We start from the raw sequence: 25,194 nt of genomic DNA on the forward strand, positions 1-25,194 counted from the left end.
TCTATATTATAGCGTTTTCTGGAAAAACACGAAACCATTTTCTCTATTCGACATTTTGAATTTGTTCACGAATCTTTTCTAAGGTTGTTTTCATTTGAACGACACTATTTTTTATTTCAATTGGACTTGATTTCGAACCAATCGTATTGACTTCACGGTTCATTTCTTGAATTAAAAAATCTAGTTCTCGGCCCACTGGTTCTGTTTCGTCAAGCAACTGATGCAACTTATCAATATGGATATCCAAACGATCCAATTCTTCATGAATATCGCCTTTTTCCAATAAAATGGCCATTTCTGTTAATAAGCGTGTTTCATCCACTTGGCTACCTAACCATTCGTTTAATTTCGCTTCAAAACGTTGACGGTATTCTTGTTCAAAAACACCCACAAACGCTTGCAGCTCTTGAATTGATTGGGTCAACACTGCTACATAGTCAAGCAGGACTTGTTTAATTTGCGTTCCTTCTTGCACACGGCTTTGGTCAAGACTAGCGATGGCTGCTTCAAATGCTTGAACAAGAAATGGTTCAAATGTCTGATCAACGATTTCTGCTTCCACTATTTCGACAAAATCATTTTGCTTTAATAAATGGTTGACCGTGTCCCCTGCATCAAACGTTGCTTCCGGATAGTTTTCCTTTAAATGTTGATCTACCGAAGTTAATAATTGATCAATTAAGTCCCACTGCACGCGTACTTCTTTTTGATTGTTGCCGATTTTTTGGAGATTTACATAGACTTCCACACGTCCACGTTTTAACGTGCGTTTGATTACTTGCCGAATCACCAGTTCATAGGCATTCAGTTCCTTTGGCATACGCAATTGAATATCTAAAAACCGTTGGTTGACACTTTTGACTTCAACATCCAATTGATAATTTTCATTTTGAATGGTCTTTTTTCCAAATCCAGTCATACTTTTCATTGACAGGGTGCTCCTTTTACATGGATTTAATTGTTTTGCTTAATTCAGCAAATTCTTCGTTAGTTAAGGTGATGCCTTTACCCATTTTTTCGTGATCAGGGGCCCACTCACGCAAATCAAATTTTGGTGGACGACCATTCCAACTAATTAAATTCAATTCTTTACGCCAGCCACGAGCATTCTCAGATAACACAGCGACTTCTTCTAAAATTTCATATGAAAATTCTTCTTTCATAACATTCACTCCTTGTTAGTATTCCTTAGGTTATTGTACCATCTTTTCCTCGACACTTAAAATACACATCTCTTTTCTATCACCCTGTCTATATAAACATACGCAACTTTTTCAAAAAATCAGTAAAAAAAGCGACAACTGCTCGTTTCAATCGTGTCAGTCACCGCTTCTCTGTCTATTCTTTTTCTGTATAAAGATCCACCACTTCAAAACTTTGGCAAACTAACAACATGTCGGGATAAAATTGTAGCTGATAGGGGGCCAGTTCTTCTTTAAAGAACCGCGCATGCTCTTCATACCAATAATCCAGCGTCAAATCTCCTTCACCTTCCGCTTGTGCAAAAGATTCTGAGACCTTATTCATGGGCATAATTTCAACTTTGGTTGTTCGAATAATAGCCAGCGGTTGAGACTGACCATCTAAAATTATGTCGTATTGACCAGCTTTAGGGAGTTGTTCTTCTTCCATCTTATAAATATCTAAAGAAGAACATGTCGCTGTCTTACGACCAGAAACAACCAATTGACCCAAACGATTACCCATCTCAGAAGAGCCATCACCAAACATCCACACATCGGGCATCAACATATCTAATTCATGTTTATCTAAAAAGTTTTGCCAGAACACTTCTACATTTTTTAACATCCTTTGCTCTCCTTTTTATTTTTACTTCACGCAACCTTCTTTAACTAATTATACATAACTGATTGCTTTTCTCCTATACTATTTTTACAAAATGAAAACTAAAATAATGTCAGTAACATTTGGACAGAAAAAAGAGGACTAAGTAACAAAACTTAGCCCATCTTTTTATTTTGCTTGTCGTTCTTTGATTTTCGTGAGTAAAGATTGAACATGCTGGCGTGCCGAAGCTTCATCTTCTTGAAGCATCTTTTCCGATAAAATAAAGGAGCCGCCCACTGCTAATACTTCTTTGGCTTCCACATACTCTATAAAGTTTGTTTCATCAATCCCACCAGTTGGTAAAAATTGAACATCATAAAACGGGCCACTTAAACTTTTGATGGCTTTTAACCCGCCGTAAATATCGGCTGGGAAAAATTTAACCACTCGTAAGCCATACGCCAGCGCTCGCTGAATCTCCCCAGGCGTAGCTGTTCCTGGAAAAATAGGAACCTCGTTTGCCAGACAAAAATCAATGACTTCTGGAACAATCGCTGGGGAAACAATGAACTGTGCACCGTTCGCTACTGCCTCTTGGGCTTCTTTCAAGGTTCTAACAGTTCCTGCGCCCACAATTAAATTCCCTGAAGCAGCAAGTTGTTTGATGGCAGGCAAGGCCAACTGACTCCGAAAAGTGACTTCAATAAACGGTAATTCGTTTTCTACTAAGACTGATTCTACTTGTGGCAAATAGCGTAAATCTGTTGCAGTATATAGTGGTAAAAGTTTACATGTCGCTAATTGTTGATACAGTTGATTTTTTTCAACTTTTGTTTCCATTCTGTCACTTCCTATTTTGTTTGGCTTTGGTTGCTTCGTACAGTCCTTGAATATAGGTCAACCCCATTGCTCGATCATATAAACCATAACCAGGCATCGCTTTTTCATCCCAAATTGCCCGCCCATGATCAGGACGAATAACACCTTCATACCCTACATCTACCAGTGCTTGCATTAATTCCGCCATATCTAACGAACCAGCGACACTCGGATGCGCCGTTTCTTCAAAACGATGCTCACCTAAATACTTCACATTGCGGAAATGAACAAAATTAATTCTGTGACCTATTTCACGAATCATAGTAGGCAAATCATTCGTCGGGTCCGCACCGAGGGAACCTGTACAAAATGTAATCCCATTTGCTGGTGAGTCCACCAAGGAAAGGATCCGTTTTAAATCCGCTAAATTTTTAGTGATTCTTGGCAAACCAAAAATTTCCCAAGGTGGATCATCGGGGTGAATCCCCATTTTGATATTTTCTTCTTCACAGACAGGAATCACACGTTCTAAAAAGTACCGCAAATTTTCGACCAAATCTTCTTCCGTTACGCCGGCATACATGGCTTTCAATTCTTGAAATTGTTGCAAACGCTCCTCTTCCCAACCTGGTAACCGGAATCCTTTTGACTGACTGTGAATTAATTGATACATGTCTTCTGGCTGCATGTTCTCTACCACAGCTTGATCAAATAACAACGATAAGCTACCATCTTCATTCTCATACGCCAAGTCCGTTTTAGCCCAACCAAAAATAGGTTTGAAACTGTAGCACACTAAGGAAATTCCGCATTTCCCCAAGTTACGCAACGTCTGGCGATAATTATCAATATAGTGGTCTCGTTGATCCGTCCCCGCTTTAATGGCATCATGAATAGCGACACTTTCAATTCCTAAAAGTGCTAATCCTTCTTGTTCCACCGATTGTTTAAGTGCCTGAATTTCGGCTACTGTCCAAACATCACCTGGTAGTTTATTTAACAAGGTACCGACAACGCCAGTAATTCCTGGAATCTGTCGAATATGTTTTAACGGAATGGCATCGCCTGCCGCTCCGTACCATCTAAATCCCCATTTCATTGCTTTCACCCTTTACTACATTCTTAAAAATCATCGTCCTCATCCTCTTCATCCTCAAATGAAGTCATAGAAATATCCCATGCTTGCACACTTTCTTTGCCTTGCGCAACAATCGCTTGCGCCGCTTCAGCAATCGGTGTGCCCAATAATTGATGGTTTATCGCTTCTAAGACCATTGGTAGGTTGGTACCACTCACCACAAAGATTTTCTTTTGTAGAGCTGGTTCGAGTTCGTTAATCACCAAAACTGCCTGATTGTAAGGACTCGCACTTAATAAGTCAACCATGACCAACACGCCATCCCCTTGTTGGACGTTCTCAATCGCTGTTTTAATTTGTCCGCCTAGTGCTTGGACATCGTCGCCACTATTTAGATTAACGGTTTCGATATTTTCGGTTGCGCCCATAATCACGGTAGCTGCGTCTTTCGCACCGTCACTTAGTGCACCGTGTGTAGCAATCACAATCCCTAACATAAAAGTTCCTCCTTCAATTCAGTGGCTTGAGTCATTACTTCAAACAGTCATGCAATGACTCAAGCGACTGGCCTTTTTTATAAATTAAATTTACCTAAAACCTCTTTTAAACTAGTTTTTGGTGCAGAAGGCGTTGCTTGGAAATAAATATCTTCTACGCCATACACCTCATGTAGTTCTTTTAATTTTTCGGCATCTTCTTTGTTTAAATAAACTGATTTGGTTACTAATAAATCTTTTTCTGGATTCTTCTGTGCAATACCGCCGATATTTAACTCCTTCATAGGGACTCCGTGTTTTACTAAGTCATAAATTACAGAGACGGTTTTAGCGATTAAAATACAGTTGTACTCTTTGAATTGGTATTCATCCCAATAAAATTTAGCTTTTTCCGGCGTAATGACAATGGTTTTTTGTCCTGTCCGACTGCCTGCACTTTTGTATAAATCACGCATAAATTTATCCTTTGCCACCACTTCATCGACAACGAAAATGGAATTAACGCCACTTTTTTGGGACAAGGTCACCATCACTTGTCCATGAATTAATCGTTCATCTACTCTTGCTAAATTTACTACGCCCATCTGATTCACGTCCTTTTCTTTTTATAAAATACCGACTGTTGCTAAGACAATTAGGATACCTGTTAACCACAATAATGCTTGCGTAACTTTCAAGCCTTTTTTCGTATAGAACCAATACACGCCCATTACGACAGCTAGCGGCAAGAGTCCTGGGACAATCTGATCAAGGATATCTTGAACCACAAACTCACGGCCAGAAAGTTTAAATTGAAGGGTTGAAGAAACTTTGACATAATTACCAGCTAAAATCCCCATCATGAACAACCCTAAAACAGATAACATTTCAATGGCTTTTTGAATCCCCGCACTTTGCATTAAGCCTGTGGCATTCCGCCCCATTTTAAAGGATTGTCTCGCAAAGAACACACCTAACAGTACTTGATAAAGGGCAAACGCCACAAATGGGAAAATCGCACCTAATGCGCTACCTTGTTGCGCCCACGGCACCGCAATCGCAATAAAAATATATTGAACCGTGCCTGAGTCAATCGCATCACCAATCCCAGCTAACGCGCCCATCAAGCCAGCTTTGGTGTTATACATTAAATCATCTTGCATCATGATTTCGCGGCCTTCATGTTCTTCTTTGGCCCGCTCTTGTTCCATGGAAGCCATCAACCCAGTAATGACCCCGCCGCCCCAGCTTAATTGCGTATTGAAAAACAGCAGTTGACGCATATAAGCGGCTTTTAATTGTTCATCGTCTTTATATAATTTCTTTAAAAGTGGCATCATTGCGTACAATAACGAAGGCGCCAAGTAACGTTCAAAGGAATGGGGAATTTCATTGGCAAAATGCCAACGGAGATAGGCTTTTGTAACATCTTTATTGGTAATTTCTTCTGGTGCTAAATTCGTTGTTTTCGGCACGACTTTTTCTGTTGTTTCCGTCATTTCAGTTCCTCCTTTTTCTTTTAAAACCCGTCATCGTAATCGTCATCATCATCAAAATCAGTGGTGGCACTGGCGGAACCAGCACTTTCTGCTACAGGTTTGCCTTTTTGGACTTGCACAAAAATTAACGCAATAATTACGCCAAAGATGGCATACGTTACCATGGTAATTTCCAATGACTTAAAGACGATACTCATGAAGTATGCAAGGAAAAAGAAAACCAAGAAATCTTTTCGACCAATGACATAGACCGTTGTCGCAATCCCAATTGCGGCTAAACCACCACCGACTACTTCTAACACGTGAATCACAACGGTTCCTTCTAATGCTTTAATAATATCGGCAATGACTGGTGCCCCTAAATAAAGAGCAAAAAAGACTAATGGAACGAATAAAATAAATGAGGCAATCGTTGGATACCAGATAATTGAGCGGGCAATTTTTTTAGAATTTAGTTCAGCCACCGCACGATCGGTATACTTCCCTAAAAACGTGTTAATAAAGAAACGGAATTGATATAAATAACTTCCTAAAAGACCGGCAGGAACCGCTACGGCGATAGCCGCTTCCGGCTTCAAATTCCCTAGCAACGCAACTGGCACAGCAATCGCTGCCGCAATTGATGGTTCTGCTGGCATAGAGCCACCTGGTGAAAAAACACCCATGTAAATCATTTGTAATGCTGCGGTGACAATCATCGCTTTCGGGACATCGCCCATCACTAAACCTGCTACTAACCCTGTCATTAAGGGCGAGAAACGCAACGTTAACGTTGCTCCTCCTCCAAGCCATCTGGACATAATTGCTGCCACCCAAAGCGCCATTATCAAACTTTGTAAAACACTTAACGTTTCCATAGTTCCTCCTTCTTATCCTTGGTTTTGGATATACTTTTCTAGCTCTTCAATCCCTTGACGTAAACGTTCTTCCGAAATCTCAATAGGAATTAAATGAACCTTTTCTTTTGAATCAATAAATCGAACCATTGCATCGAGTACTGCTTCTTCTTCTGGGTAAAGGCCCATTTGTCGTAACGACATGGGCAAGTTTAGCTCTTGATAAAAGGGGATTAATGCGTCTATGATGGCCCACCTTTTTTCCAATGCTAATTGATAGAAGATGCCGTAAGCTACTTTTTCGCCATGTAAATAGTCATGACTTTTTGGTAAAAATTTACTCATAGCATCATGCATGGCATGTGCTGCTGCATTGCGGGCGTATTTGTCGCCGAAGCCGCCGACTAATCCGGAAACGGCGAAAACAATTTCTGAAAGATGGACAAATTCAGGCGTGAGTTTGCCCTCGTCCATCGCTGCTAAGGCTGCTTTTGAGTCCCGCATAATCGCTTCTTGCGAAAGCTTGGCGGTCGCTCCCGCTAATTGTAAAAAGGGTTCCCCTTGCAAATGGGCTTGGCGTAAAATGGTCTCTGATTCATACCATTTCGCTAACGTATCAGCTAAACCAGCGACAAAATAATCACGGGGCGCATCCAGAAGCAACTTAGGATCAGTGATTAAAAACGCAGCTTGGCGAAAGAAATGTTCCGTTTTGCCTTCGGCCGCGCCATTTTCTTGATACATCACAGCTAACGGTGTCCACGGCGCACAGTTACTAGCCAAAGTAGGGACCAAGCCAAAATTCAGATTGTTTAAATGGGCGCTGTAGCCCACTAAATCGGCTAACTTACCGCCGCCGACTCCCAGAAGAAAGTCAATCTGGTGTTCCTTTATTTGCTGTGAAATTTGTTCGGCGCCAAAATAACTACATTCTCCTGTGTAAGTGTGATAGAAGAATTGATACTCTGAATCTGCCAAGAAGGACAAAAATGGCTGAGCTTTTTCAAAGGATACGGTGCCATGCACCACCAAAATTCGTTGGGCGTGATATTCCTTGAAAAGTGACGGCACCGAAGCTAAGGCGCCTTCGTGGTATCGATAAAATTGCGGTCCAACTTTCACTTTTAAATCAGTTAACATGCTCCTCCTCCTTCTTAACTAACGTAACGACTGACTTCTTGCACTGCCCGTTGAGGTAAAATACCTTGCACCACGTCTTCCACATCTTGCACGCATTTTTCTCCCATCGCTTGCAGGCATTCCATGGTATAAGCGGAGGTGTGCGGCGTCATTACTACATTTTCAAACGCAAGATAAGGATGATTTTTCCGACCTGGTTCCTCTTCTAAAACATCTGTCCCAAGCCCAGCAATTTTGCCCGATTGTAAACCGGCAATCATGGCTTCTTCATCAATCAAGGCGCCTCGTGCGCTATTGGAAAGATAGACGCCGTCTTTCATCTTGGCAATTTCCGCCGAGCCAATCATGTGATAACTTTCTTCAGTTAAATTGGCACATAAACAAATGATGTCTGCTGAAGCTAGCAACGTATCTAAGTCTACTTTTTTGGCTCCATAACTTTGCAGATAAGTGGCGGATTTATAGGGATCATACGCTAACACGTCACAGCGAAATCCGTTTCGTAACGTCTCCACGACACAACTTCCTGTGTTCCCAACACCAATGACACCCACAATTTTGTTAAATAACGTCCGACCGACAAAATTCGCTCGTTTTTCCCATTGATCTGCTTTAACGCTGGCATCTGCAGCCACGGTTTGCCGTAAAACAGCTAGTAAATTTGTGACATTGTTTTCCGCCACGGCATCTCGTTCTACTAAAGCTGGGATGATGGAAACAATTGTGTCGTGCTGTTTTGCAGCGTCTAAATCGATGTTGTTATACCCAATGCCGTGGCGAGAAATCAGCAACAATTCATCTTTATGTTCAAAAAATTCTTTCGTGAAAAATGGCGTCACGCTAGCAATAATAATCGTATATCCTTGTAAACATTCCGCTAACTCTTTGCCACCAATTTCACTGTCGACTGTAAAATGCTTCACGGTGCCTATCTTTTCTAAGCGCGTCAAGTGTTCAGGAAAAATTTGACCAAAACTACTGGAATTCACTATGGCAATTTTTTGTTTTTTTAACATGACTAAACTCCTTTACTGACTTTTTACGACTTCATGCCCGCCAAATCCTTGTCGCAAAGAAGCGACCACTTTGTTTGAAAAATGATTTGCTAGCATACTTTCATTTCGAGTAAATAAGGACAACGCCGTAGTTGGGACGGGCATCTCCAAACGCAATGCTTCTTCAATCATCCATTTGGCTTCGCCATTTGCTGCCACTTTCCCTTCTAGATTGGCTAACGTAGGATTTTCCGCAAAAACCTCTTTCGCTAAGCCCATCAAGCGAGCTTCAATAATCGAGCCGTGATTCCACACATCGGCTACTTTCTCCAACGCAAAATCATATTCGGCAGCTTCTAATAAATTGAATCCTTCGCCCATGGCTTGCATCATGACGTACTCAATCCCGTTATGCACCATTTTCAAATAGTGACCAGCTCCTGATTTCCCAGCATAAAGATACCCTTGTTCACAAGCTAAATCTTCAAAAAATGGGGTTAACACCTTGACGGCTTCAGGCGCACCGCCAACCATTAAACACGCTCCTTCCCGCGCTCCTTTGATGCCACCAGAAGTACCACAATCAATAAAATAAATTCCTTTTTCCTTAGCAAGCTGAGCATTCGCGACACTATCATGAAAATTTGAATTGCCACTATCCACAATGATATCCTCTGGTGCTAATTGCTCTACCAATTCTGCCACTAATTGATTGGTAATCTGACCAGCGGGGGTACTTAAAAAAATCACCCTCCTTTTGTTAAGCGCTTTCAATAATTCTGACAACGAATCTACAACGGAAAGACCCTGTTCTCTAGCAGTCGCTCTTGCTTCCTTTGTTACATCAAAGCCAATAATGGGCCAGCCTTGTTCGTGAACATTTAATGCCATGTTCAAACCCATTTTCCCAAGTCCAATAAAGCCAATGTCCATTTTTCTTTCACCTGCCTCTTTTGATACTTCAATCATAAAGGATAAAAAAAATAATGTAAACGATTACACTAATTAAAAAATATTTTTTATTTTTTAGCAAAAATCTTGCCTGCTCAAAAGGTAAAACGTTTTTATTTTTAAGGAGCTTTCATACAAAAAACACAAGTAAATCTCTTGGTATCACGTTCTTTTTACTGGCTACTTTCTTTAGTTGAGAGAAGTCTTTTCAAGACCCCTTCATTTTTCAGAAAAAAGATTATTTATTTTTTTTTTGCTTTTTTAAAGAATTTCTTTTTTGTGGAGAAAAAGAGAAATTGTATTTGTCCTCTTTTTCCACTATAATCAGTCTATACCAACAATGAAAAGGCATTCATTTTATTTTTAAAAAAATAAGATTGGAGGAACGTGTTAATGAAAAACCACTATTTGGATCAACGGATTCGGATCAAAAAACCGAATTTGAGCCTCACAGAAAAGAAAATTTCCGATTACTTTGTTCATTCTGAATCATTATTGACACAAATGACGTTAGAAAGTCTGGGCAACGAAATTGGTGTCTCCCAATCTTCCGTGTATCAATTTGTAAAAAAGATTGGCTATTCTGGGTTCCAAGAATTTAAAATTGATATCGCCAGGAATTCTAATTATCAGCCGACTTTTCAAAACGTCAATAGCGTGAATGGCGCCGATGATATTTCACCAGATGATGATAGTATTACCATTGCTAAAAAAGTCTTACAAGCCAATATTTATTCCCTCAGTAACGCCACACAGTTCTTAACAAAGGAGCTGTTAGATAACGTGTTGGCTTTGATGTACTCTGCCAAAACGCTTCATTTTTTTGGGCAAGGCGGCTCCTCGATTGTGGCTTTTGATAGTTTCCATAAATTCATTCGGACTAACTATCGGTGCAACTACATTTTTGATTACCACATGCAGTTAAGTTTTGTCACAAAATTAACCAGTGAAGATTGTGTGTTTATTTTTTCCCATTCAGGCAAAACCAAAGAATCAATCAACCTAGCACGACAAGTTAAAAAAACCAACGCAAAAATGATTACGTTAACTGGTAACAGCGGTTCAGAGTTGGCAGGCTTGTCCGACGAAGCAATTATTGTCGTCACCGAAGAAGGCTTGTTTCGTGCGGAATCCTTGGCTTCACGGATTAGTTACTTAACGGTAATGGATATTTTATATACAAATACGATGTATCACAATTTTGATCAAAATGCCGATTCCTTGAAAAAAATCCGCGACAACATTAGCACGACTAAGACCGATCCGCATTATTTGTCGTAAGATCTGAATGGTGCTTATTTTTGTAATATCGGTCCTCGCAAATTGGCTTTATACCGTGACTCTACATTTTATGAAGCAAGTGAACTACCATGGAGGTATTTAAAAAGCGACCAATTTTTTGGTCGCTTTTTATCTTGTGGGTAAAAATAAGTTAGAAAAAAGAACTTGGGGGTTATGTCCAAGTTCTTTCTAAATCTTAAGACAATTAGTTAAATGCATGTGTTGTCTTAGCTTCATTTTAAGTTTGCTTATTTCGTTCATTCCGTTACTTTAAATTGTTCGGATACATATTTAGCGTAAGTTTTATGTTTACTTACTAGCTCATCATGTTTTCCTGAACCAGTTACTTTCCCTTTTTCAACAAAGTAAATGCTATCCGCATCAACAATTGTCGACAATCTATGGGCAATAACCAATGTCGTTCGGCCCTTCATTAAATTAGACAATGCCTCTTGAACCTTCATCTCAGATTCTGAATCTAGGCTAGCAGTAGCTTCATCTAACATTAAAATCTTGGGATTCCGCAAGAATGCACGAGCAATTGCAATACGCTGTCTTTGTCCTCCAGAAATTTTAACGCCACGTTCACCGACTTCCGTATTCAATTTATCTGGCATTTCTTCTACAAATTTTCGCGCATATGCTAGTTCCAAGACATCCCATAGTTGTTCATCTGAGAAGTTTTCTGCTAAGCCATACGTTAGATTATCTCTGATTGTCCCTGCCATAATCGCAGAATCCTGTGATACAAAGCCGATTTGACGACGATAATCTGATAATTTGATATCTTTTATGTCAATATCTCCAAATTTAATTTGTCCTTCTGTAGGTTCATAAAACCTTTCAATTAAACTAAAAATCGTCGATTTCCCGCCACCTGATGGGCCAGCAAAAGCAATTACTTGGTTTGGCTGAGCAGTAAAAGAAATGTCTGTTAAGATAGGTTCCTCTGGTGCATCTTCATAAGAAAGTTTTACATTTTTAACTGATAAAGTCTTTTCCGATAAATCAATATCTTGTCCACTTTCAAAGTCTTCAGGTTCTCTAGATAACAATTCTTGCACTCGTCGCGTTGATCCTGCTGCTTTAGCTACTTCAGAAAATAACGTCGCAATGATTGGCATGGCGCCAATAAGATTAAATAGATACATTAAGAAACTCATCAATGTTCCGATTGTCATCACACCAATGGCAATTCGATGCATCCCATATGCTAATAGCCCAAATACCATGCTCATAAAGACCATCATCATAATTGGTTGCATAGATGCATCAAATATTGCTTCTTTTTTCCCTACATTAAATAACCGATCCACTTCATTTGCAGCACGAACCTGCGCCTGAGATTCAGCATTAGAAGTTTTGACTAAACGAATTTCACTCAACGTTTCAGTAGCAAGTCCATTAAATTGACTCATAGCATCTTGGCGAATGTGACTAACTTTTGAACCAAATGCCATTACTGGAATCATACAAAGGATTACAACAGGAACAGCAATTACCATAGCAAGCGACATATGCCAATCCATTTTAATCATCATATATACCGTACCAATAACTGTAATCACACTGGCAACTGTTTGAGGAAAAGTAACGGCTAACAATTGCTTAACTTGATTAGTATCATTTACGACCCGGCTGGATATTTCACCCGCTTTAACAGAGTCAAAATAAGAAACTTTTAGAATAGTTAATTTATTCCATAAGCGTTTACGCATATTTTGGATGACATTTTCACCAAAAATACCTAAAATTGTCCCTCCTAATGCAGAAACGAGTGCTGAAAATATAAATAATCCAACAACTTTACCTAATAAACTATAATCTACTCCCTTTTGAAAATTATTGACTAAACTTGAAGCAAGTTTTGGAACGTACACTTGGATACTAGAAGAAATCACAAGAAATATCATCCCAATGCCAAGCAGTAAATAGTTAGGCTCTGTCATCTTGATTAAGCCTAAAAATTCTTTAAACGAAAATTTTGTTTTATCTGCTCGGATAGAATCATGACTATTTTTGTCGCCTCCACCTACTGCCATTATCTTCTCCGACCTCTCTTCCATCCTTCAAAGCCACCGTATTCACCATTGAATTCACCAAATCTACCAAAGCCATCATGTCCCATCATCTGTTCTCTAGCTCTACCATATCTAGCTGATATTTTTCTGAAATGTTCCCAATTTTTATCGTCGCCAAAAATTGTTTCAATTTTATCTAAAAATTCTTCACTAGAAATATTCTTTTCTATACGTTCTAAATAATTATTTAAAGACTCTAGTTCCTCCTCTGAAAAGCCCTTAAACATTTCTTCATTAAATCCATTGGAAATATTTCCTTGAGTACTTAAACTTTCTCGTCCCTTATCGGTCAATACAACGAATGTGACCCGAGCATCTGATTCATTTTTGACTCGTTTAACTGCTTTAACAGACTCTAATTTTTTTATGATTTGTGTCACACTAGAAGGTTTTATATCTAAATATTCAGCGATTCTTCCAGCTGTTACATTTTCTTCAGAAGCAAGCAATTTTAACGTTTCAAAAGTGTTATCTGGTTTCTCCTCTATGCTAGAAGCAAAGATTAAGTAAGGTTGTTGAGCAATTTTTAATAGTTTATTTAAAATATCTGTTTTTTTCATAATTTCCTCCAAAAAATTTGTTTAGTTTATATATAAGCTAACGAACTAAATAGTAATCTATTTAGTTTACTTTGTCAACAACAAACTAATTATTTGTATGTAGATATAACCAAAATGAAAAATAGCATACAGAAACTGCCGATTTGTTTTATCGATTCATCTGTTCCTCTACTTAAAAATCTATTTGCCGATTCAATCATGAATACTAAAAAAACGCTTGGCACAAGCCAAGCGTTTTGATTCTCTCTTTACATCGAACCTTTAAAAACATCTTTATTCTTAGCAAAATAATCAACACCAGAGTAAATGGTGAAAATCAAGCAGGCATATAGCATGATTTGATCTAGTGGTAGATGGAGTGCTGAAAATGGAATGTTGTTAATGAATAGTAAAATAATTGCAACCATTTGGGTAGCTGTTTTTACTTTTCCCGGCCAAGCTGCTGCCATTACTTCGCCATGTTCGACTAATAACAACCGTAAACCAGTTACTGCTAATTCACGACAAACAATAATTGCTACAATCCAAGCAGGTACTTTGCCTTGACCAACTAAGACGATAAAAGCGGTCATCACTAGCATTTTGTCCGCTAATGGGTCCGCAAATTTTCCGAAGTTCGTCACCAAGCCTTGCGCACGGGCAATTTTGCCATCCAACCAGTCTGTAAAACTAGCAACTGCAAAAATAATCGCGCCCACTAATTGGGTAACGGCTAACGTTGTGTCGCCAAAACTAATCGTTCCCCAGTCCATCGGCACCGACACAATAATAATAAAAATCGGAATCATAAATATTCTTAAAACTGTTAATTTATTTGGTAAATTCACTTCAATTGCCCCTTCCTTCTCCTGTTCTATTTTACGTTATCTTGCTGGCAGTGTCACGAAAAAAAGAAAAGAATCTGGAATAATTGCCGTTTGACAGTTTATCCAGATTCTTCTTACACCATTTCTAACGATACGTAATCCCTAATGTAACATCCTTACGAATTAAAACTGGCGTTTTTTCCAGTGTTAAATCGTCGCCATCGACTTGGATGGCGACGTTATTTGAGGCGCCTAGAATCAGTGTCGCATTGGCGGCATTCGCAGGTAAAGCTGTTGTTTGGGTCTCTCCTGCTTGCAGGGTGTGTTGGTACGTATAGTTGCCATCGACCATCACGCCAATCCAGCAAGAGCCTTCAGTCCCTTTAAAGGTAATGTTGATTGGACTATTCGCATCTTTAACCGTTGCAGTCACTTGATTGTTAGCATCGCTCACCACAGCCACAGCTGTTTTCTTCTCTGGTTCGCTTGAAGAAGACGGCGGTGTACTACTTTGTGTGCTACTTTCTGGGGCTTGACTTGATTCTTTGGGTTTTTCCACACTGGCACTAGTTGCCGGTGTTTGAATAATCGGTTCAGCTTTTTGATCTTGCCACATAATGTACAGCACCACGACCGCAATGGCTAAACCAATTAACGAAAAGGCAATGGCTGGTAAGTTCCGCAGTAACCAACTGGATTGCTTTTCTTCGTCATGCAATTGCTTACGTGATCCTTCAAGCTCTTCATACACTGGCTTGGGTTCTTCGACAATTGCTGGTTCTTTGCCATCATAGATATCTACCAATTGATTGCCATCTAAGCCGACCGCACTTGCATATTGGCGGATAAACGCCCGTACATAAAAGGTGCCTGGTAAGGACTCAAAATCGTTTTGTTCAATAATTTCTAAATATCTTTTTTGAATTTTTGTCATTTGTTGCAGTTCATCAATTGAGATGTTCTTCTGCAATCTTGCTTCTTTTAGTGTTTCTCCAATATTTACGCTGGCCACTCGTCCATCTTCTCCAGTCTATTTTGTTAATTTATCGATTGTCTCGTCAGTCTTTTTCAATTGCCAAGGAAAACATTCCCGTCCTTTAAGAATACCACAAAAGAAGCCAACTGAGGATAACAAAATTGAAAGATTTCAAAGATTTTTCTTTTTCTTAAACAGTTGGTTTATTGCTCGGTTTCTCCTTTAGGATACATGTAGAAACGGCTCAATCCTTCTTCACGAATCAAGGTCTCTGCTACTTGGCGGACGTCGGCTAATTGAATACTTTCAATGACTTCAATCTTATCAAACAGCGTGGTTTCCCCAAACAATGATTGTGAAAATTGGTTGGCGATATACTCTAAAGAGTTTAAGGATTGGAAATATTTACCAATCATTTTTTTCTTCAATAAGGACAAATTTTCTTCCGTTAATTCTGGACTTGTTGTGGCAGATAATAAAATAGCTTCAATTCGTTCTGCTAAGACTTCTGGTTGCTCACTATCGCCGCCAATATCCGCAAAATGGAAACTGCGATCTAAATTAAAGTCATAACTAAAACTATCATCTAACAAGCCTTCATCATAAAGAGCCAAATAGTTTTGAGAGGTATTACCAAACAATAATTGTAACAACAAATTCACGGTGACTTGATATTTCATTAAGTCACGACCCGTTGTTGGCACTTCATCTAAGCCTTTCAAGCCAACAAGCACTTTTGCCCGTGTGACTGCCATTTCAATGGCGCTCTCTTTGACAATGTCAGCAGCTGTTTCTTCAGGAAAATGCCGACGAATAGGTTGGGCGGCAGAAAACTCTTTCGCCGCTTGGTTTTCACGAATGAAGGCCATTAACGCTTCGGGGTCCATTTTCCCTACCACGAATAAGGTCATATTACTTGGATGATAAAACGTACTGTAGCATGTATACAAATCTTCTGCGGTAATCTCCGCAATACTTGCCACTGTACCGGCAATATCAATGTGCAATGGATGTTTCGGATAAAGGTTGCCTAAAATCCCAAAGAACAAGCGCCAGTTAGGATCATCTAAATACATTTGAATTTCTTGTCCGATGATGCCTTTTTCTTTTTCGACCGTTTCCTTCGTGAAATACGGCGATTGCACAAAATCAAGCAACGTTTCTAGATTTTGTGTCACTTGATCCGTCGTTGAAAACAAATAACTCGTTTTCGTAAAACTGGTAAAGGCATTCGCTGAAGCCCCTTGTTGCCCAAATTTTTGGAAGACATCGCCATCTTCTTTTTCAAACATTTTATGTTCTAAAAAGTGGGCGATTCCGTCAGGCACTTCAATCATTTCCTCTTGACCAATTGGCACGAACGTATTGTCGATGGAACCATAATCGGTCGTAAACAAGCCATACGTTTTTTGGAAATCATTTTTCGGCAATAGGTAAACCTTTAACCCATTCGCCAGTGTTTCTGTATACAATGTTTCTTTAATTTGTGCATAGTCTTTTTTAATCATTTTCTGTTTCTCCTTCCAAAAAGAAGATTGCTTGAAGTTCCAAGCGTTTGGCCACTTCTTGGATTTCTGAAATGGTCACGGCATTGATCCGCGCAATCCATTCCTCCGCCGTCAGCATCGTCTGCGGCATTAATTCGTTCAAGTATTCTTTTTCCAGCCACGCGCCTGCATTATCTAACGCTAAGATATACTGATTTTTTAACATTGCTTTCGTTTGTTCAATTTCTAATTCGCTAATCTTACCTAAGCGAATATTTTCCAATTCTGTCGAAATCAAACGCAAGACCTGATTCCGATTTTTGCCATCGATCCCTGTTTGAACCGTCATGAAGCCACGGAAAGTGTCGATACTACTAGAAGCATAATACGCTAAATGCTCTTTTTCACGGACATTCATAAATAATTTAGAATGCGGGAAACCGCCAAAAATCCCATTAAACACTTGCAACGCAAAATAATAGCTATCGCCATAATAAATATCCGTGTTGTAAGCCAAGTTTAATTTCGATTGGGCTAACACCTCACGCTCGGTCCGCTCTTCAATCACGTTGCGAATTGGTTGATTGTAGAAAATCGCGGCTTTGCCTTCTTCACGAGGCGTAAACGGTAATTGCTTGAATAACGGCACTAGCTCCGCCTCATTGACATCACCTAAAACAAAAATATCCACTTGATCTTCCGCCAGCATTTTTTGATAATATGCCGCTAATGACGCCGCAGTTTCCTCAGCTAACGCCGCAACGGTCCCGAAACTAGGGATTTTTTGATCCTCCGATTGATTAAAATAGACACTTTGAAGCGCCAAAGAGGCATAAGTTTGCTTATCCTCCACAATACTTTCCAAGTACGCTTTCAAGTTCTCTTTCTCCCGTTGGAAGGTTTCCGCCTCAAATTGACCTGCTTGAATATTGGGGGCAAAAATAATTTCCTTCAAAAAGTCCACCGCTTCGGCGAGAACCTGACTATCCTGTAAATAATGATCATTGACAATGTTCATAGAAATATTAAACCAATGTTGATTGCCTTTTTTGGAAACGCCAATCCCAAAGCTGGCGCCGTAAAGCTCCGCCAAACGCTCACTTAACTTGACTTGATTCGGGTAATTCAAGCTGTTGGTTTCCATCAAACTGGACAACAGCGTTCTTTTTGTAATGGTTTCATGATTTAATCGTGTATTAAAGCGGACTAAAAGACGCACCGTTTTATATTTTTCTGTAGGAATGACGTGTAAATTCACGCCTTTAACTAATTGAACAGACATTGCCGCATCGCTCCTTCATTTGCTTCATCTTACCTAAAGAATGCTGTGAAATATATGTATCGCGTAAATTCTAAAGCATTTTTTAATGTTTTTCCAATAGCTCCATTATAACACAGCTTCAGGTGCTTTCTGAATGATAAGAGTTTTTCAGTTCAAATTTTCAAGAAGATTCGGTATACTGTTTTTAAAGTGAGGAGGGAAAAAAGAATGATTAAAGAATTTAAAGAGTTTATCATGCGCGGGAGTGTCTTAGACCTAGCCGTTGGTGTTGTCATTGGTAGTGCGTTTACAGCGATTGTGACACAAGTGGTGGAAGGCTTGATTACCCCGTTAATTAGTCTGATTTTTGTCTTGACGACTGGGAAAAAGAGCGCCGACGATGCATTGGGTGCCCTTGTTTATAAAGTCGAAGGTGTTGAATTCAATATTGGTAGCGTGATTAGTGCACTTATTACATTTTTAATTACGGCCTTCGTCCTCTTCTTGATTGTCAAAGCGGCCAACAAAATGAAAAACCGTGGCAAAAAAGAAGAAGCGGCAGAAGAAGAAGTAGTACCAACGAGCGAAGATTACTTAAAAGAAATTCGCGACTTGCTAGCGGCGCAAACACCGCCTGCTGAAACTGTCAAAACAGACAGCACCTTCACAGAGAAATAAGCAAAAAGTCATCCTGAGGGGATGACTTTTTTGTTTGGCCTTAGATTGATGGTCCTGCGACGAGGTTCCAGGTGATGTCGCCTGTGTAGTTCCCTGCTTTGATGTTGTAGGCTGGTGTCGTGATGTTTAAAGAAGTGGTAAACATTGAAAACCTCCACAAGCCTTGACCTTTTCCTGCTGAAGCGTTAGCAAGCAGTGTTGCTTCACCTCCTAAATTCAGTGTCCAACCTCTTACAATAGGAATGGTTGGACTTACTTCAGGACCCGAGCTTTCCGCACCTACAGAAGTATAACTGTTAGTAGTTTCATCGAATCTCAAGTCATAAAGACTTATCAGACTAGTACCGATATTTCCTTCTAGCCTCTCATCGCCAAGCTTCATACCGTCCGATTGAACAGTAACATGCCAGCCCTCTTTCGTCCCCCGTAAATCACCTATACCAATAGCTTCTACATGTCCGTTAGAACCTACATCGTTCTTATTAGGAATAGGTTTGGTCAAATCATCTGAAATAGAAAGCTTACCAAAATTATATTCCCTTGGAATAAATAGTAAATCGAAATTACTATTTGTAGCTCCTGGGTCTGGCCTTACTGTATTTGGATCTCCACCAACATCTGGTAGTAACGTACCTCCCTCAAGCTCCACCTGCACAGGCGTATTCCCTGTCGTCACCGCCTGTGCTGAAAGTGGTGTCAAACTTGCGCCAATTACGGCACTACCAACCAATAAACTTGCCATTATTTTCTTTTTCATCTATGTACGCTCCTTTGCTTTCAATTCGTCTATAAAGTACAGAACAGCAAAGTAACGATTGCTGTTCTGTACTTGATTCTTTCATTTCTTTTATTTAGATTGATGGTCCTGCGACGAGGTTCCAAGTGATGTTACCTGTGTAGGCGCCTGCTTTGATGTCATAGGCAGAAGTAGTGATGTTTAAAGAGGTTGTAAACATTGCAAATTCCCATAAGCCTTGCCCTTTTCCTGTTGTGGCATTCCCCACAAGAACAGCCTCTCCACCTAAAGGCAGCGACCAATTTGTAGGATTAACAATAGCAGGACTTGTAGCTGGGTCTAATAGATTAGTAGATTCTCCTACATACTTATTAGTTTCCATATTATATTTTAATGGATACAAAATAATAGTATTACTTGTAATACTGCCTTCTATGCTGTCTGTCCCTAACTTAAGTCCAGTCGATTGAGCCGTTAAGTGCCAGCCTTCTTTCGTTCCTCGCATATCACCTACACCAACGCCTTCTACGTGCCCATTAAACCCATCATCTTTTTTATTAGGAATTGGTTGTGTTAAATCATCGGAAATTGACAATTTTCCAAAATCAAATTCCCTTGGAATAAAAAGTAAATCGAAATTACTATTCGTAGCTCCTGGGTCAGGCCTTACTGTATTTGAATCTCCATCAACATCTGGTAACGAACCTCCCTCAAATTCCGCCTGAATAGGCGTATTCCCTGTCGTCACAGCCTGTGCTGAATGTGGTGCCAAACTTGCGCCAACTACGGCACTACCAACCAATAAACTTGCCATTATTTTCTTTTTCATCTATGTACGCTCCTTCGCTTTCAATTCGTCTATCAAGTACAGAACAGCAAAAGTAACGATTGCTGTTCTGTACTTGATTCTTTCATTTCTTGTATTTAGATTGATGGTCCTGCTACTAGGTTCCAGGTGATGTTGCCTGTGTAGGCGTCTGCTTTGATTTGTTGATACGGTGTAGTAACATTTAACGTCATATTATCAATACGTCCTGACCAAGTTCCCTGACCCTGACCAACAGTAGCATTAATTAACGTAGTAGCACCACCACCAATTGTCATGTTTGTCCCAATAAAGCTAGGTGCTGTTGGATCATCAGTAATGTTCATTCCATTTTGACTAGCCATTCCCCCATATAAACCCGAGCTAACATTGAATACAGCATAATACGGTGTCATTCCAAATTTAAACTGTCCATCTAATCGGTCTGTCCCGTTCTTCATTTCTGTTATTTCCCCTGTTACATGCCAACCTTCTTTGGTTCCACGTAAGTCTCCGACCATAACACTTCTGCCCCGTTCGCTAGAAAGCAACTGAATATCAGATAAATCTTCGCCAATCTTCACAGGAGAAAAATTCAAACTTTTCGGAATTGCCAATAAATCAAAATCCGTATTAGACGTATTTGGATCGGGGTCTACGTTAACTGAACCACCATCATGGTCTGGCAACACACCCCCACCAAACTCCACCTGCACCGGCGTATTCCCTGTCGTCACAGCCTGTGCCGAAAGTGGTGCCAAACTAGCGCCAATTACGGCACTACCAACCAATAAACTTGCCATTATTTTCTTTTTCATATGTACATCTCCTTTAACATCCTGAATTCCCAGTGCGCCCTAGTTGTTTCTTCGGCGCTGCTGAAGCTATGGCTTTATTATACAAGATTCCCCCTTGTCTGTGATTTTAAATATTGAACAGTTCTTGCAAAAAAACAACATTTCCTTTAAAAGCAACGTTTCCCCTTAGTTTAAAGGCTTTTTTTCAACACTTATTGATATTTTTGGCTGTTATTTAATGTTTTTTTCGAGAAAATACTTTAATAAACAACGAGAAAACGTCACAAAGTAGAGGTCAAACTCTAACTTTGTGACGTTTTCTCCTAAAATCTTATACATTTATTCGCAGATGCAGAGAAAAAACCGTAATTTTTTATTTAATGACAGCCGTTTTTATATTTGTTCGTCACTAAGACTTACAATTTACGGCGACGGGCGAATTCCACAAACTTAAATTTGTTTAAGCGGTGACGGGATTCCGTATAACCAAAACAGCGGGTATCTTCCAAGTTCATGATACTACGGACCACGACAACATGATTGCCTTCGACTTCACCAATCAGCTGCTTGTCCATCTCTGTGAGCGGTTCCACGGTAATTTCTTTCTGGGCATAACTAATCGCCAAGCCAAGGTCGTTTTCCAGATAATCGAAAATCGAATCTTCGGCACGGTGCTTCGGCAGTTCTGGGACAATCTCTTTAATCAAGTAATCAATATCTAAAATATCGACTTCCCCTTCAATCTCCCGTTGCCGAACTAAGCGCCACACAGGGGCCCCTTCCGTCCAACCAGTCAACTGAGCCAAGTTGCGCTCCACAGGAATTTCTTCTAAGGAAACCACATGCGTATGACTTTCAATATGTTGCGTTTGTTGTAACTCCTTGTAACTGGTCACCCCTGAAATAGGAAAATTAAACTTTTTAAAGTTGAGCACAATCGAGCCTTTGCCTTGTTTTTTCTGAATGTAGCCAGCGTTAATTAGTAAATTCAAGGCTTTCCGAATTGTTTCACGGGAAACATTGTAAGTTTCCACTAATTGATTTTCACTAGGTAATAAATCGCCTGGCTGATAGTCGCCTTGGACAATTTGTTGTTCTAATTCTAAAAATATGTCATGAAACTTGTTCATGCCGATCCTCCTCTACCAACAATTTCTTTTCTAAAAGCATAGCATATTCCCTCCGAAAAACCTAGAGCTGGTCAGAAAAATCCCCCGCACTTTCTGCCTTACTTACGCCACAAACTCCCCCAGCTAAACCACTGCTTGACCGCCTTTTTTTCAGACCCAGCGCAGTCGGTTGCTGCCCCCTTCTGGAAAAGTTTTCCCAAGAATCTAGGGAAAATCCTTGTAATTCTGATTCGTTCATACTATACTGTAGTCAAACGAAACATGTCTATACAAGTTCACAAGGAGGCGCCAAACATGACCATTTTAGAATTAACATTCGCAACGAACCAACTAACGACGACTTTTTTTAACCATAAATTGGAACCGCTTCACCAAAAAACGTTCCCTTTTGAAGCTTTGACTATCGAAGAAACGGTTCCTGAACTGTGCCAATTGATTGTGGCAGAGGCTGCGCCGATTCTGGGGGGGATTGTTGCTGATTTCCCAGAGGACTTCTTTTCGCCAGAGGAAACGTTGGCGCTGGTTCCGCAAGCGGTGATTCAAGCATTCGCGGAACAGTTGAACACGCCACTTTTAACGGCAGCCGAACAAGCGGCGGCACCGAATCTGCTGGCAGCATTTGAAGAAAAACGGCAGTATCTGGCTTGGCATTTGGACTATTATGGCTACGTGCCTGGGAAAAATGAATATGCGGTGGAGTCCCTGTTAACTGTCGGCAATGGCTTTTTAGGCTTGCGCGGCACGACACCTGAGATGACGATTTCTGATGATCATTATCCAGCGACCTACATTGCGGGGCTTTATAATACAGCGGCTTCGGAAGTTGCGGGTCAAGTAGTGGAAAATGAAGATTTCGTCAATGCTCCTGACAACCAACACATCGCTTTAAAAATTGGCGATGCCACTGACTGGTTAACGATTTCTCCAGACACGCTACAACAATTACATCGTCAATTGAACTTGAAAACGGGATTGTTTGTCGCAGAAATGATTTTGAAAGATGCGGACAATCAGCAAATTAAATTAACGACGAAAAAAATCGCCAATATGGCACAGCCGAATGACTATCATCTGCAATATACGTTTGAGCCGTTAAACTTTTCAGCCCCAATTACTTTGAAAACCGTCACTGATGGCAGTGTCTACAACTATAACGTGGCGCGGTATCGCAACTTAACAGCCAAACATTTTCAGGTGACAGCATTAAGCGCGCAGGAAAACAAAACCGTGATTGAGGTTTGTACCAATCAATCCAACTTGAGCGTCCGAGAAACGGCCTTGATAACTGGTGATTTTTTTGAAAAAGAAGCGATTATGATTCAAGAAGAAGCGGAAAAAATCGCCCAAGTGGTGACCGTGATGGCGCACCAAGGAACGCGCTATACGCTAGAAAAACAAGTCTTTGTGCAAGCCAGCCACGCCGAACAAAGTTGGCAAGTACCGTTTACGCCGAAGGACTCTTTTGCGGCCGCCGCTCAGGAAAGCGCCCGCGCTTGGCAAACTCTTTGGCAACAAGCCAACATTACCGTGACAGGCGATTTGATGTCTCAAAAACTTTTACGGATTCACAGTTATCACTTGCTGGCTTCGGCTTCGCCTTTTAGTAACCAAGCGCAAGCATTGGACGTCTCGATTACCGCCCGAGGCTTGCATGGTGAAGCGTATCGTGGACATATTTTCTGGGATGAAATTTTTATTTTACCTTTTTATATTCAACATTATCCTGACACAGCGAAACAATTGTTGCTGTATCGCTACCACCGATTAGAGAAGGCGAAGGAAAATGCGGCGGCCAGCCAGTATCGTGGCGCAATGTATCCGTGGCAATCAGGACGTGATGGGCGTGAAACCACGCAAAAGCTTCACTTAAATCCGTTGAATGGACATTGGGGCGAGGATCATAGTATTCTGCAACGGCATGTGTCCCTAGCGATTGCTTACAATGCTTGGTTGTATTGGCATAGTACACAGGATCATGAATTTATGAAACAATATGGCGGCGAAATGTTGTTAGAAATCGCTCAATTTTGGAACAGCGCTGCGACGTTAGATGATGCAACAGGACGGTTCTTTATTGATAAAGTGATGGGACCTGATGAGTTTCACGAGGGCTATCCAGACCAAGCGGAAAGCGGCTTGAAAAACAACGCCTATACGAATTTGATGGTGGTTTGGCTATTCGAAGAATTAACCAACATTTTGGCACTTTTCTCTGAGGAAGAACAGGCACAACTTTTTGCCAAAACTCAGACCACTTCTGCTGATCTAGCCCGCATGCAGCAAATTCAAAATTCACTGGAAATTGAAGTTAATTCTGACGGTATTATTGCGCAATATGAAGGGTATTTCGGCTTAAAAGAGATTGACTGGGCGGCGATGAAAGAGAAATACGGCAATATTTACCGCATGGATCGAATTTTAAAAGCCGAAGGAGAATCCCCCGATGATTACAAAGTGGCGAAACAAGCCGACACGTTAATGTTGTTCTACAACTTAGACAAAACTCGGGTGGATCAAATTTTAGAAGATTTAGGGTATCAATTGCCTGCGGATTATTTGGAAAAAAATCTTTTGTATTATCTAAAACGGACGTCTCATGGTTCGACTTTGTCACGAATTGTTCATGCCCAATTGGCAGAAATGGCGCAATTCCATGAGCTATCTTGGCAACTTTATCAAGAAGCGTTGTATTCCGATTATCGTGACATTCAAGGTGGCACGACCGCTGAAGGAATTCATACAGGGGTCATGGCTGCGACGATTCACGTTACTTTAGCGACGTATGCAGGCGTTGACACGCGCCAGAAAGAGTTATCAATTTGTCCAAACTTACCTGAACATTGGCAAGCGCTGGCGTTCCAGTTTATTCATCAAGGCGTGACGTATCAATTTTCATTAACACAAACCAGTGTCACGATTACAGCAGATAAAGACACACAATTATTGGTTCAGGGCGCGTTGATTCCGTTAACCGCCGAACGACCAAAAGAAGTACATTATCAATAAAGGAGCGA

Annotated in this window: 25 protein-coding genes; 3 read left to right on the forward strand and 22 right to left on the reverse strand. The window is 40.4% G+C overall.

What is annotated here, in order from left to right; translation table 11 throughout:
- Positions 1–43 precede the first annotated feature (43 nt).
- From IGI63_RS08500 to gnd, 12 genes are all read right to left on the reverse strand, one after another.
- Complete coding sequence (locus IGI63_RS08500) at positions 44–928, reverse strand: YicC/YloC family endoribonuclease (RefSeq protein ID WP_002359037.1); 885 nt, start codon at positions 926–928, stop codon at positions 44–46.
- A 16-nt stretch (positions 929–944) separates the two neighbouring features.
- Complete coding sequence (locus IGI63_RS08505) at positions 945–1,163, reverse strand: YdbC family protein (RefSeq protein ID WP_002381076.1); 219 nt, start codon at positions 1,161–1,163, stop codon at positions 945–947.
- A gap of 175 nt (positions 1,164–1,338) precedes the next feature.
- The gene (locus IGI63_RS08510; protein WP_002354908.1) at positions 1,339–1,809 is read right to left on the reverse strand and encodes an ASCH domain-containing protein; all 471 of its coding nucleotides are present in this window, start codon (positions 1,807–1,809) and stop codon (positions 1,339–1,341) included.
- 165 nt (positions 1,810–1,974) lie between these two features.
- Entirely contained in the window at positions 1,975–2,628 is a 654-nt protein-coding gene (locus IGI63_RS08515) for a bifunctional 4-hydroxy-2-oxoglutarate aldolase/2-dehydro-3-deoxy-phosphogluconate aldolase (protein ID WP_002354907.1), read from the reverse strand.
- 4 nt (positions 2,629–2,632) lie between these two features.
- Complete coding sequence (uxuA, locus tag IGI63_RS08520) at positions 2,633–3,706, reverse strand: mannonate dehydratase (protein WP_002388613.1); 1,074 nt, start codon at positions 3,704–3,706, stop codon at positions 2,633–2,635.
- Positions 3,707–3,729: 23 nt separating this feature from the next.
- Positions 3,730–4,182, reverse strand: coding sequence for a PTS sugar transporter subunit IIA (locus tag IGI63_RS08525; RefSeq protein WP_002354905.1), 453 nt, complete (start codon positions 4,180–4,182; stop codon positions 3,730–3,732).
- A gap of 77 nt (positions 4,183–4,259) precedes the next feature.
- A complete protein-coding gene (locus IGI63_RS08530) occupies positions 4,260–4,766 on the reverse strand; it encodes a PTS system mannose/fructose/N-acetylgalactosamine-transporter subunit IIB (protein ID WP_002354904.1) in 507 nt (168 codons plus the stop codon).
- Between the two features lie 21 nt (positions 4,767–4,787).
- The gene (locus tag IGI63_RS08535) at positions 4,788–5,660 is read right to left on the reverse strand and encodes a PTS system mannose/fructose/sorbose family transporter subunit IID (RefSeq protein ID WP_002354903.1); all 873 of its coding nucleotides are present in this window, start codon (positions 5,658–5,660) and stop codon (positions 4,788–4,790) included.
- A gap of 20 nt (positions 5,661–5,680) precedes the next feature.
- A complete protein-coding gene (locus tag IGI63_RS08540) occupies positions 5,681–6,517 on the reverse strand; it encodes a PTS mannose/fructose/sorbose/N-acetylgalactosamine transporter subunit IIC (protein ID WP_429975655.1) in 837 nt (278 codons plus the stop codon).
- Positions 6,518–6,529: 12 nt separating this feature from the next.
- A complete protein-coding gene (locus tag IGI63_RS08545) occupies positions 6,530–7,636 on the reverse strand; it encodes an iron-containing alcohol dehydrogenase family protein (RefSeq protein ID WP_108120317.1) in 1,107 nt (368 codons plus the stop codon).
- Between the two features lie 14 nt (positions 7,637–7,650).
- Positions 7,651–8,652, reverse strand: coding sequence for a D-isomer specific 2-hydroxyacid dehydrogenase family protein (locus IGI63_RS08550; protein WP_429975656.1), 1,002 nt, complete (start codon positions 8,650–8,652; stop codon positions 7,651–7,653).
- Positions 8,653–8,664: 12 nt separating this feature from the next.
- Entirely contained in the window at positions 8,665–9,600 is a 936-nt protein-coding gene (gnd, locus tag IGI63_RS08555) for a phosphogluconate dehydrogenase (NAD(+)-dependent, decarboxylating) (RefSeq protein WP_025192718.1), read from the reverse strand.
- A gap of 375 nt (positions 9,601–9,975) precedes the next feature.
- On the opposite strand from gnd, the gene IGI63_RS08560 reads away from it, so the two are divergent.
- Positions 9,976–10,863 (forward strand): MurR/RpiR family transcriptional regulator, encoded by an 888-nt coding sequence (locus IGI63_RS08560; protein WP_429975657.1) that lies wholly within the window; start codon positions 9,976–9,978, stop codon positions 10,861–10,863.
- A 257-nt stretch (positions 10,864–11,120) separates the two neighbouring features.
- Here IGI63_RS08560 and IGI63_RS08565 read toward each other — a convergent pair whose 3' ends face one another.
- The 6 genes from IGI63_RS08565 to yfmF all read right to left on the reverse strand — a co-directional run bounded on the left by IGI63_RS08565 (position 11,121) and on the right by yfmF (position 18,055).
- Positions 11,121–12,905, reverse strand: a complete 1,785-nt coding sequence (locus IGI63_RS08565; protein ID WP_429975658.1) for an ABC transporter ATP-binding protein — start codon at positions 12,903–12,905, stop codon at positions 11,121–11,123.
- Entirely contained in the window at positions 12,905–13,504 is a 600-nt protein-coding gene (locus IGI63_RS08570; RefSeq protein ID WP_002359022.1) for a MarR family winged helix-turn-helix transcriptional regulator, read from the reverse strand. The genes IGI63_RS08565 and IGI63_RS08570 overlap by 1 nt, the downstream gene beginning before the upstream one ends.
- Positions 13,505–13,752: 248 nt before the next feature.
- On the reverse strand, positions 13,753–14,331 hold the full coding sequence (gene pgsA, locus IGI63_RS08575; RefSeq protein WP_002365382.1) for a CDP-diacylglycerol--glycerol-3-phosphate 3-phosphatidyltransferase: 579 nt from the start codon (positions 14,329–14,331) through the stop codon (positions 13,753–13,755).
- Between the two features lie 124 nt (positions 14,332–14,455).
- Positions 14,456–15,322 (reverse strand): RodZ domain-containing protein, encoded by an 867-nt coding sequence (locus tag IGI63_RS08580; RefSeq protein ID WP_289853121.1) that lies wholly within the window; start codon positions 15,320–15,322, stop codon positions 14,456–14,458.
- Between the two features lie 167 nt (positions 15,323–15,489).
- Entirely contained in the window at positions 15,490–16,794 is a 1,305-nt protein-coding gene (gene yfmH, locus IGI63_RS08585; protein ID WP_429975659.1) for an EF-P 5-aminopentanol modification-associated protein YfmH, read from the reverse strand.
- A complete protein-coding gene (gene yfmF, locus IGI63_RS08590) occupies positions 16,787–18,055 on the reverse strand; it encodes an EF-P 5-aminopentanol modification-associated protein YfmF (RefSeq protein ID WP_002354884.1) in 1,269 nt (422 codons plus the stop codon). The genes yfmH and yfmF overlap by 8 nt, the downstream gene beginning before the upstream one ends.
- Positions 18,056–18,262: 207 nt before the next feature.
- On the opposite strand from yfmF, the gene mscL reads away from it, so the two are divergent.
- Positions 18,263–18,712, forward strand: a complete 450-nt coding sequence (gene mscL / locus IGI63_RS08595) for a large conductance mechanosensitive channel protein MscL (RefSeq protein ID WP_002354883.1) — start codon at positions 18,263–18,265, stop codon at positions 18,710–18,712.
- Between the two features lie 40 nt (positions 18,713–18,752).
- On the opposite strand, the gene IGI63_RS08600 is transcribed toward mscL, so the two are convergent.
- The 4 genes from IGI63_RS08600 to treR form a co-directional block, all read right to left on the reverse strand.
- The gene (locus IGI63_RS08600) at positions 18,753–19,469 is read right to left on the reverse strand and encodes a WxL domain-containing protein (RefSeq protein ID WP_429975660.1); all 717 of its coding nucleotides are present in this window, start codon (positions 19,467–19,469) and stop codon (positions 18,753–18,755) included.
- A 94-nt stretch (positions 19,470–19,563) separates the two neighbouring features.
- Positions 19,564–20,277, reverse strand: a complete 714-nt coding sequence (locus tag IGI63_RS08605; RefSeq protein ID WP_429975661.1) for a WxL domain-containing protein — start codon at positions 20,275–20,277, stop codon at positions 19,564–19,566.
- Positions 20,278–20,372: 95 nt separating this feature from the next.
- A complete protein-coding gene (locus tag IGI63_RS08610; protein WP_429975662.1) occupies positions 20,373–21,071 on the reverse strand; it encodes a WxL domain-containing protein in 699 nt (232 codons plus the stop codon).
- A 395-nt stretch (positions 21,072–21,466) separates the two neighbouring features.
- Positions 21,467–22,180 carry a trehalose operon repressor gene (gene treR, locus IGI63_RS08615; protein ID WP_002354877.1) on the reverse strand — a complete coding sequence of 238 codons (714 nt, stop codon included), beginning with the start codon at positions 22,178–22,180 and terminating at the stop codon, positions 21,467–21,469.
- A 261-nt stretch (positions 22,181–22,441) separates the two neighbouring features.
- Here treR and IGI63_RS08620 point away from each other — a divergent pair, with 261 nt between their 5' ends.
- Positions 22,442–25,186 carry a glycoside hydrolase family 65 protein gene (locus IGI63_RS08620; RefSeq protein ID WP_429975663.1) on the forward strand — a complete coding sequence of 915 codons (2,745 nt, stop codon included), beginning with the start codon at positions 22,442–22,444 and terminating at the stop codon, positions 25,184–25,186.
- Positions 25,187–25,194: the final 8 nt, after the last annotated feature.

It is taken from the genome of Enterococcus sp. DIV0086, from assembly GCF_050498705.1.
Taxonomy (GTDB): domain Bacteria; phylum Bacillota; class Bacilli; order Lactobacillales; family Enterococcaceae; genus Enterococcus; species Enterococcus faecalis.

Bases quoted from the DNA above. Each gene is read 5' to 3' on its own strand.
- mscL (WP_002354883.1), top strand. From the start codon at position 18,263: ATGATTAAAGAATTTAAAGAGTTTATCATGCGCGGGAGTGTCTTAGAC.
- IGI63_RS08525 (WP_002354905.1), bottom strand. From the start codon at position 4,182: ATGTTAGGGATTGTGATTGCTACACACGGTGCACTAAGTGACGGTGCG.
- IGI63_RS08510 (WP_002354908.1), bottom strand. From the start codon at position 1,809: ATGTTAAAAAATGTAGAAGTGTTCTGGCAAAACTTTTTAGATAAACAT.
- IGI63_RS08505 (WP_002381076.1), bottom strand. From the start codon at position 1,163: ATGAAAGAAGAATTTTCATATGAAATTTTAGAAGAAGTCGCTGTGTTA.
- IGI63_RS08530 (WP_002354904.1), bottom strand. From the start codon at position 4,766: ATGGGCGTAGTAAATTTAGCAAGAGTAGATGAACGATTAATTCATGGA.
- IGI63_RS08515 (WP_002354907.1), bottom strand. From the start codon at position 2,628: ATGGAAACAAAAGTTGAAAAAAATCAACTGTATCAACAATTAGCGACA.
- yfmF (WP_002354884.1), bottom strand. From the start codon at position 18,055: ATGTCTGTTCAATTAGTTAAAGGCGTGAATTTACACGTCATTCCTACA.
- IGI63_RS08540 (WP_429975655.1), bottom strand. From the start codon at position 6,517: ATGGAAACGTTAAGTGTTTTACAAAGTTTGATAATGGCGCTTTGGGTG.
- treR (WP_002354877.1), bottom strand. From the start codon at position 22,180: ATGAACAAGTTTCATGACATATTTTTAGAATTAGAACAACAAATTGTC.
- gnd (WP_025192718.1), bottom strand. From the start codon at position 9,600: ATGATTGAAGTATCAAAAGAGGCAGGTGAAAGAAAAATGGACATTGGC.
- IGI63_RS08535 (WP_002354903.1), bottom strand. From the start codon at position 5,660: ATGACGGAAACAACAGAAAAAGTCGTGCCGAAAACAACGAATTTAGCA.
- IGI63_RS08600 (WP_429975660.1), bottom strand. From the start codon at position 19,469: ATGAAAAAGAAAATAATGGCAAGTTTATTGGTTGGTAGTGCCGTAATT.
- IGI63_RS08560 (WP_429975657.1), top strand. From the start codon at position 9,976: ATGAAAAACCACTATTTGGATCAACGGATTCGGATCAAAAAACCGAAT.
- IGI63_RS08565 (WP_429975658.1), bottom strand. From the start codon at position 12,905: ATGGCAGTAGGTGGAGGCGACAAAAATAGTCATGATTCTATCCGAGCA.
- yfmH (WP_429975659.1), bottom strand. From the start codon at position 16,794: ATGATTAAAAAAGACTATGCACAAATTAAAGAAACATTGTATACAGAA.
- uxuA (WP_002388613.1), bottom strand. From the start codon at position 3,706: ATGAAATGGGGATTTAGATGGTACGGAGCGGCAGGCGATGCCATTCCG.
- IGI63_RS08550 (WP_429975656.1), bottom strand. From the start codon at position 8,652: ATGTTAAAAAAACAAAAAATTGCCATAGTGAATTCCAGTAGTTTTGGT.
- IGI63_RS08605 (WP_429975661.1), bottom strand. From the start codon at position 20,277: ATGAAAAAGAAAATAATGGCAAGTTTATTGGTTGGTAGTGCCGTAGTT.
- IGI63_RS08620 (WP_429975663.1), top strand. From the start codon at position 22,442: ATGTCTATACAAGTTCACAAGGAGGCGCCAAACATGACCATTTTAGAA.
- IGI63_RS08570 (WP_002359022.1), bottom strand. From the start codon at position 13,504: ATGAAAAAAACAGATATTTTAAATAAACTATTAAAAATTGCTCAACAA.
- IGI63_RS08610 (WP_429975662.1), bottom strand. From the start codon at position 21,071: ATGAAAAAGAAAATAATGGCAAGTTTATTGGTTGGTAGTGCCGTAATT.
- IGI63_RS08545 (WP_108120317.1), bottom strand. From the start codon at position 7,636: ATGTTAACTGATTTAAAAGTGAAAGTTGGACCGCAATTTTATCGATAC.
- IGI63_RS08500 (WP_002359037.1), bottom strand. From the start codon at position 928: ATGAAAAGTATGACTGGATTTGGAAAAAAGACCATTCAAAATGAAAAT.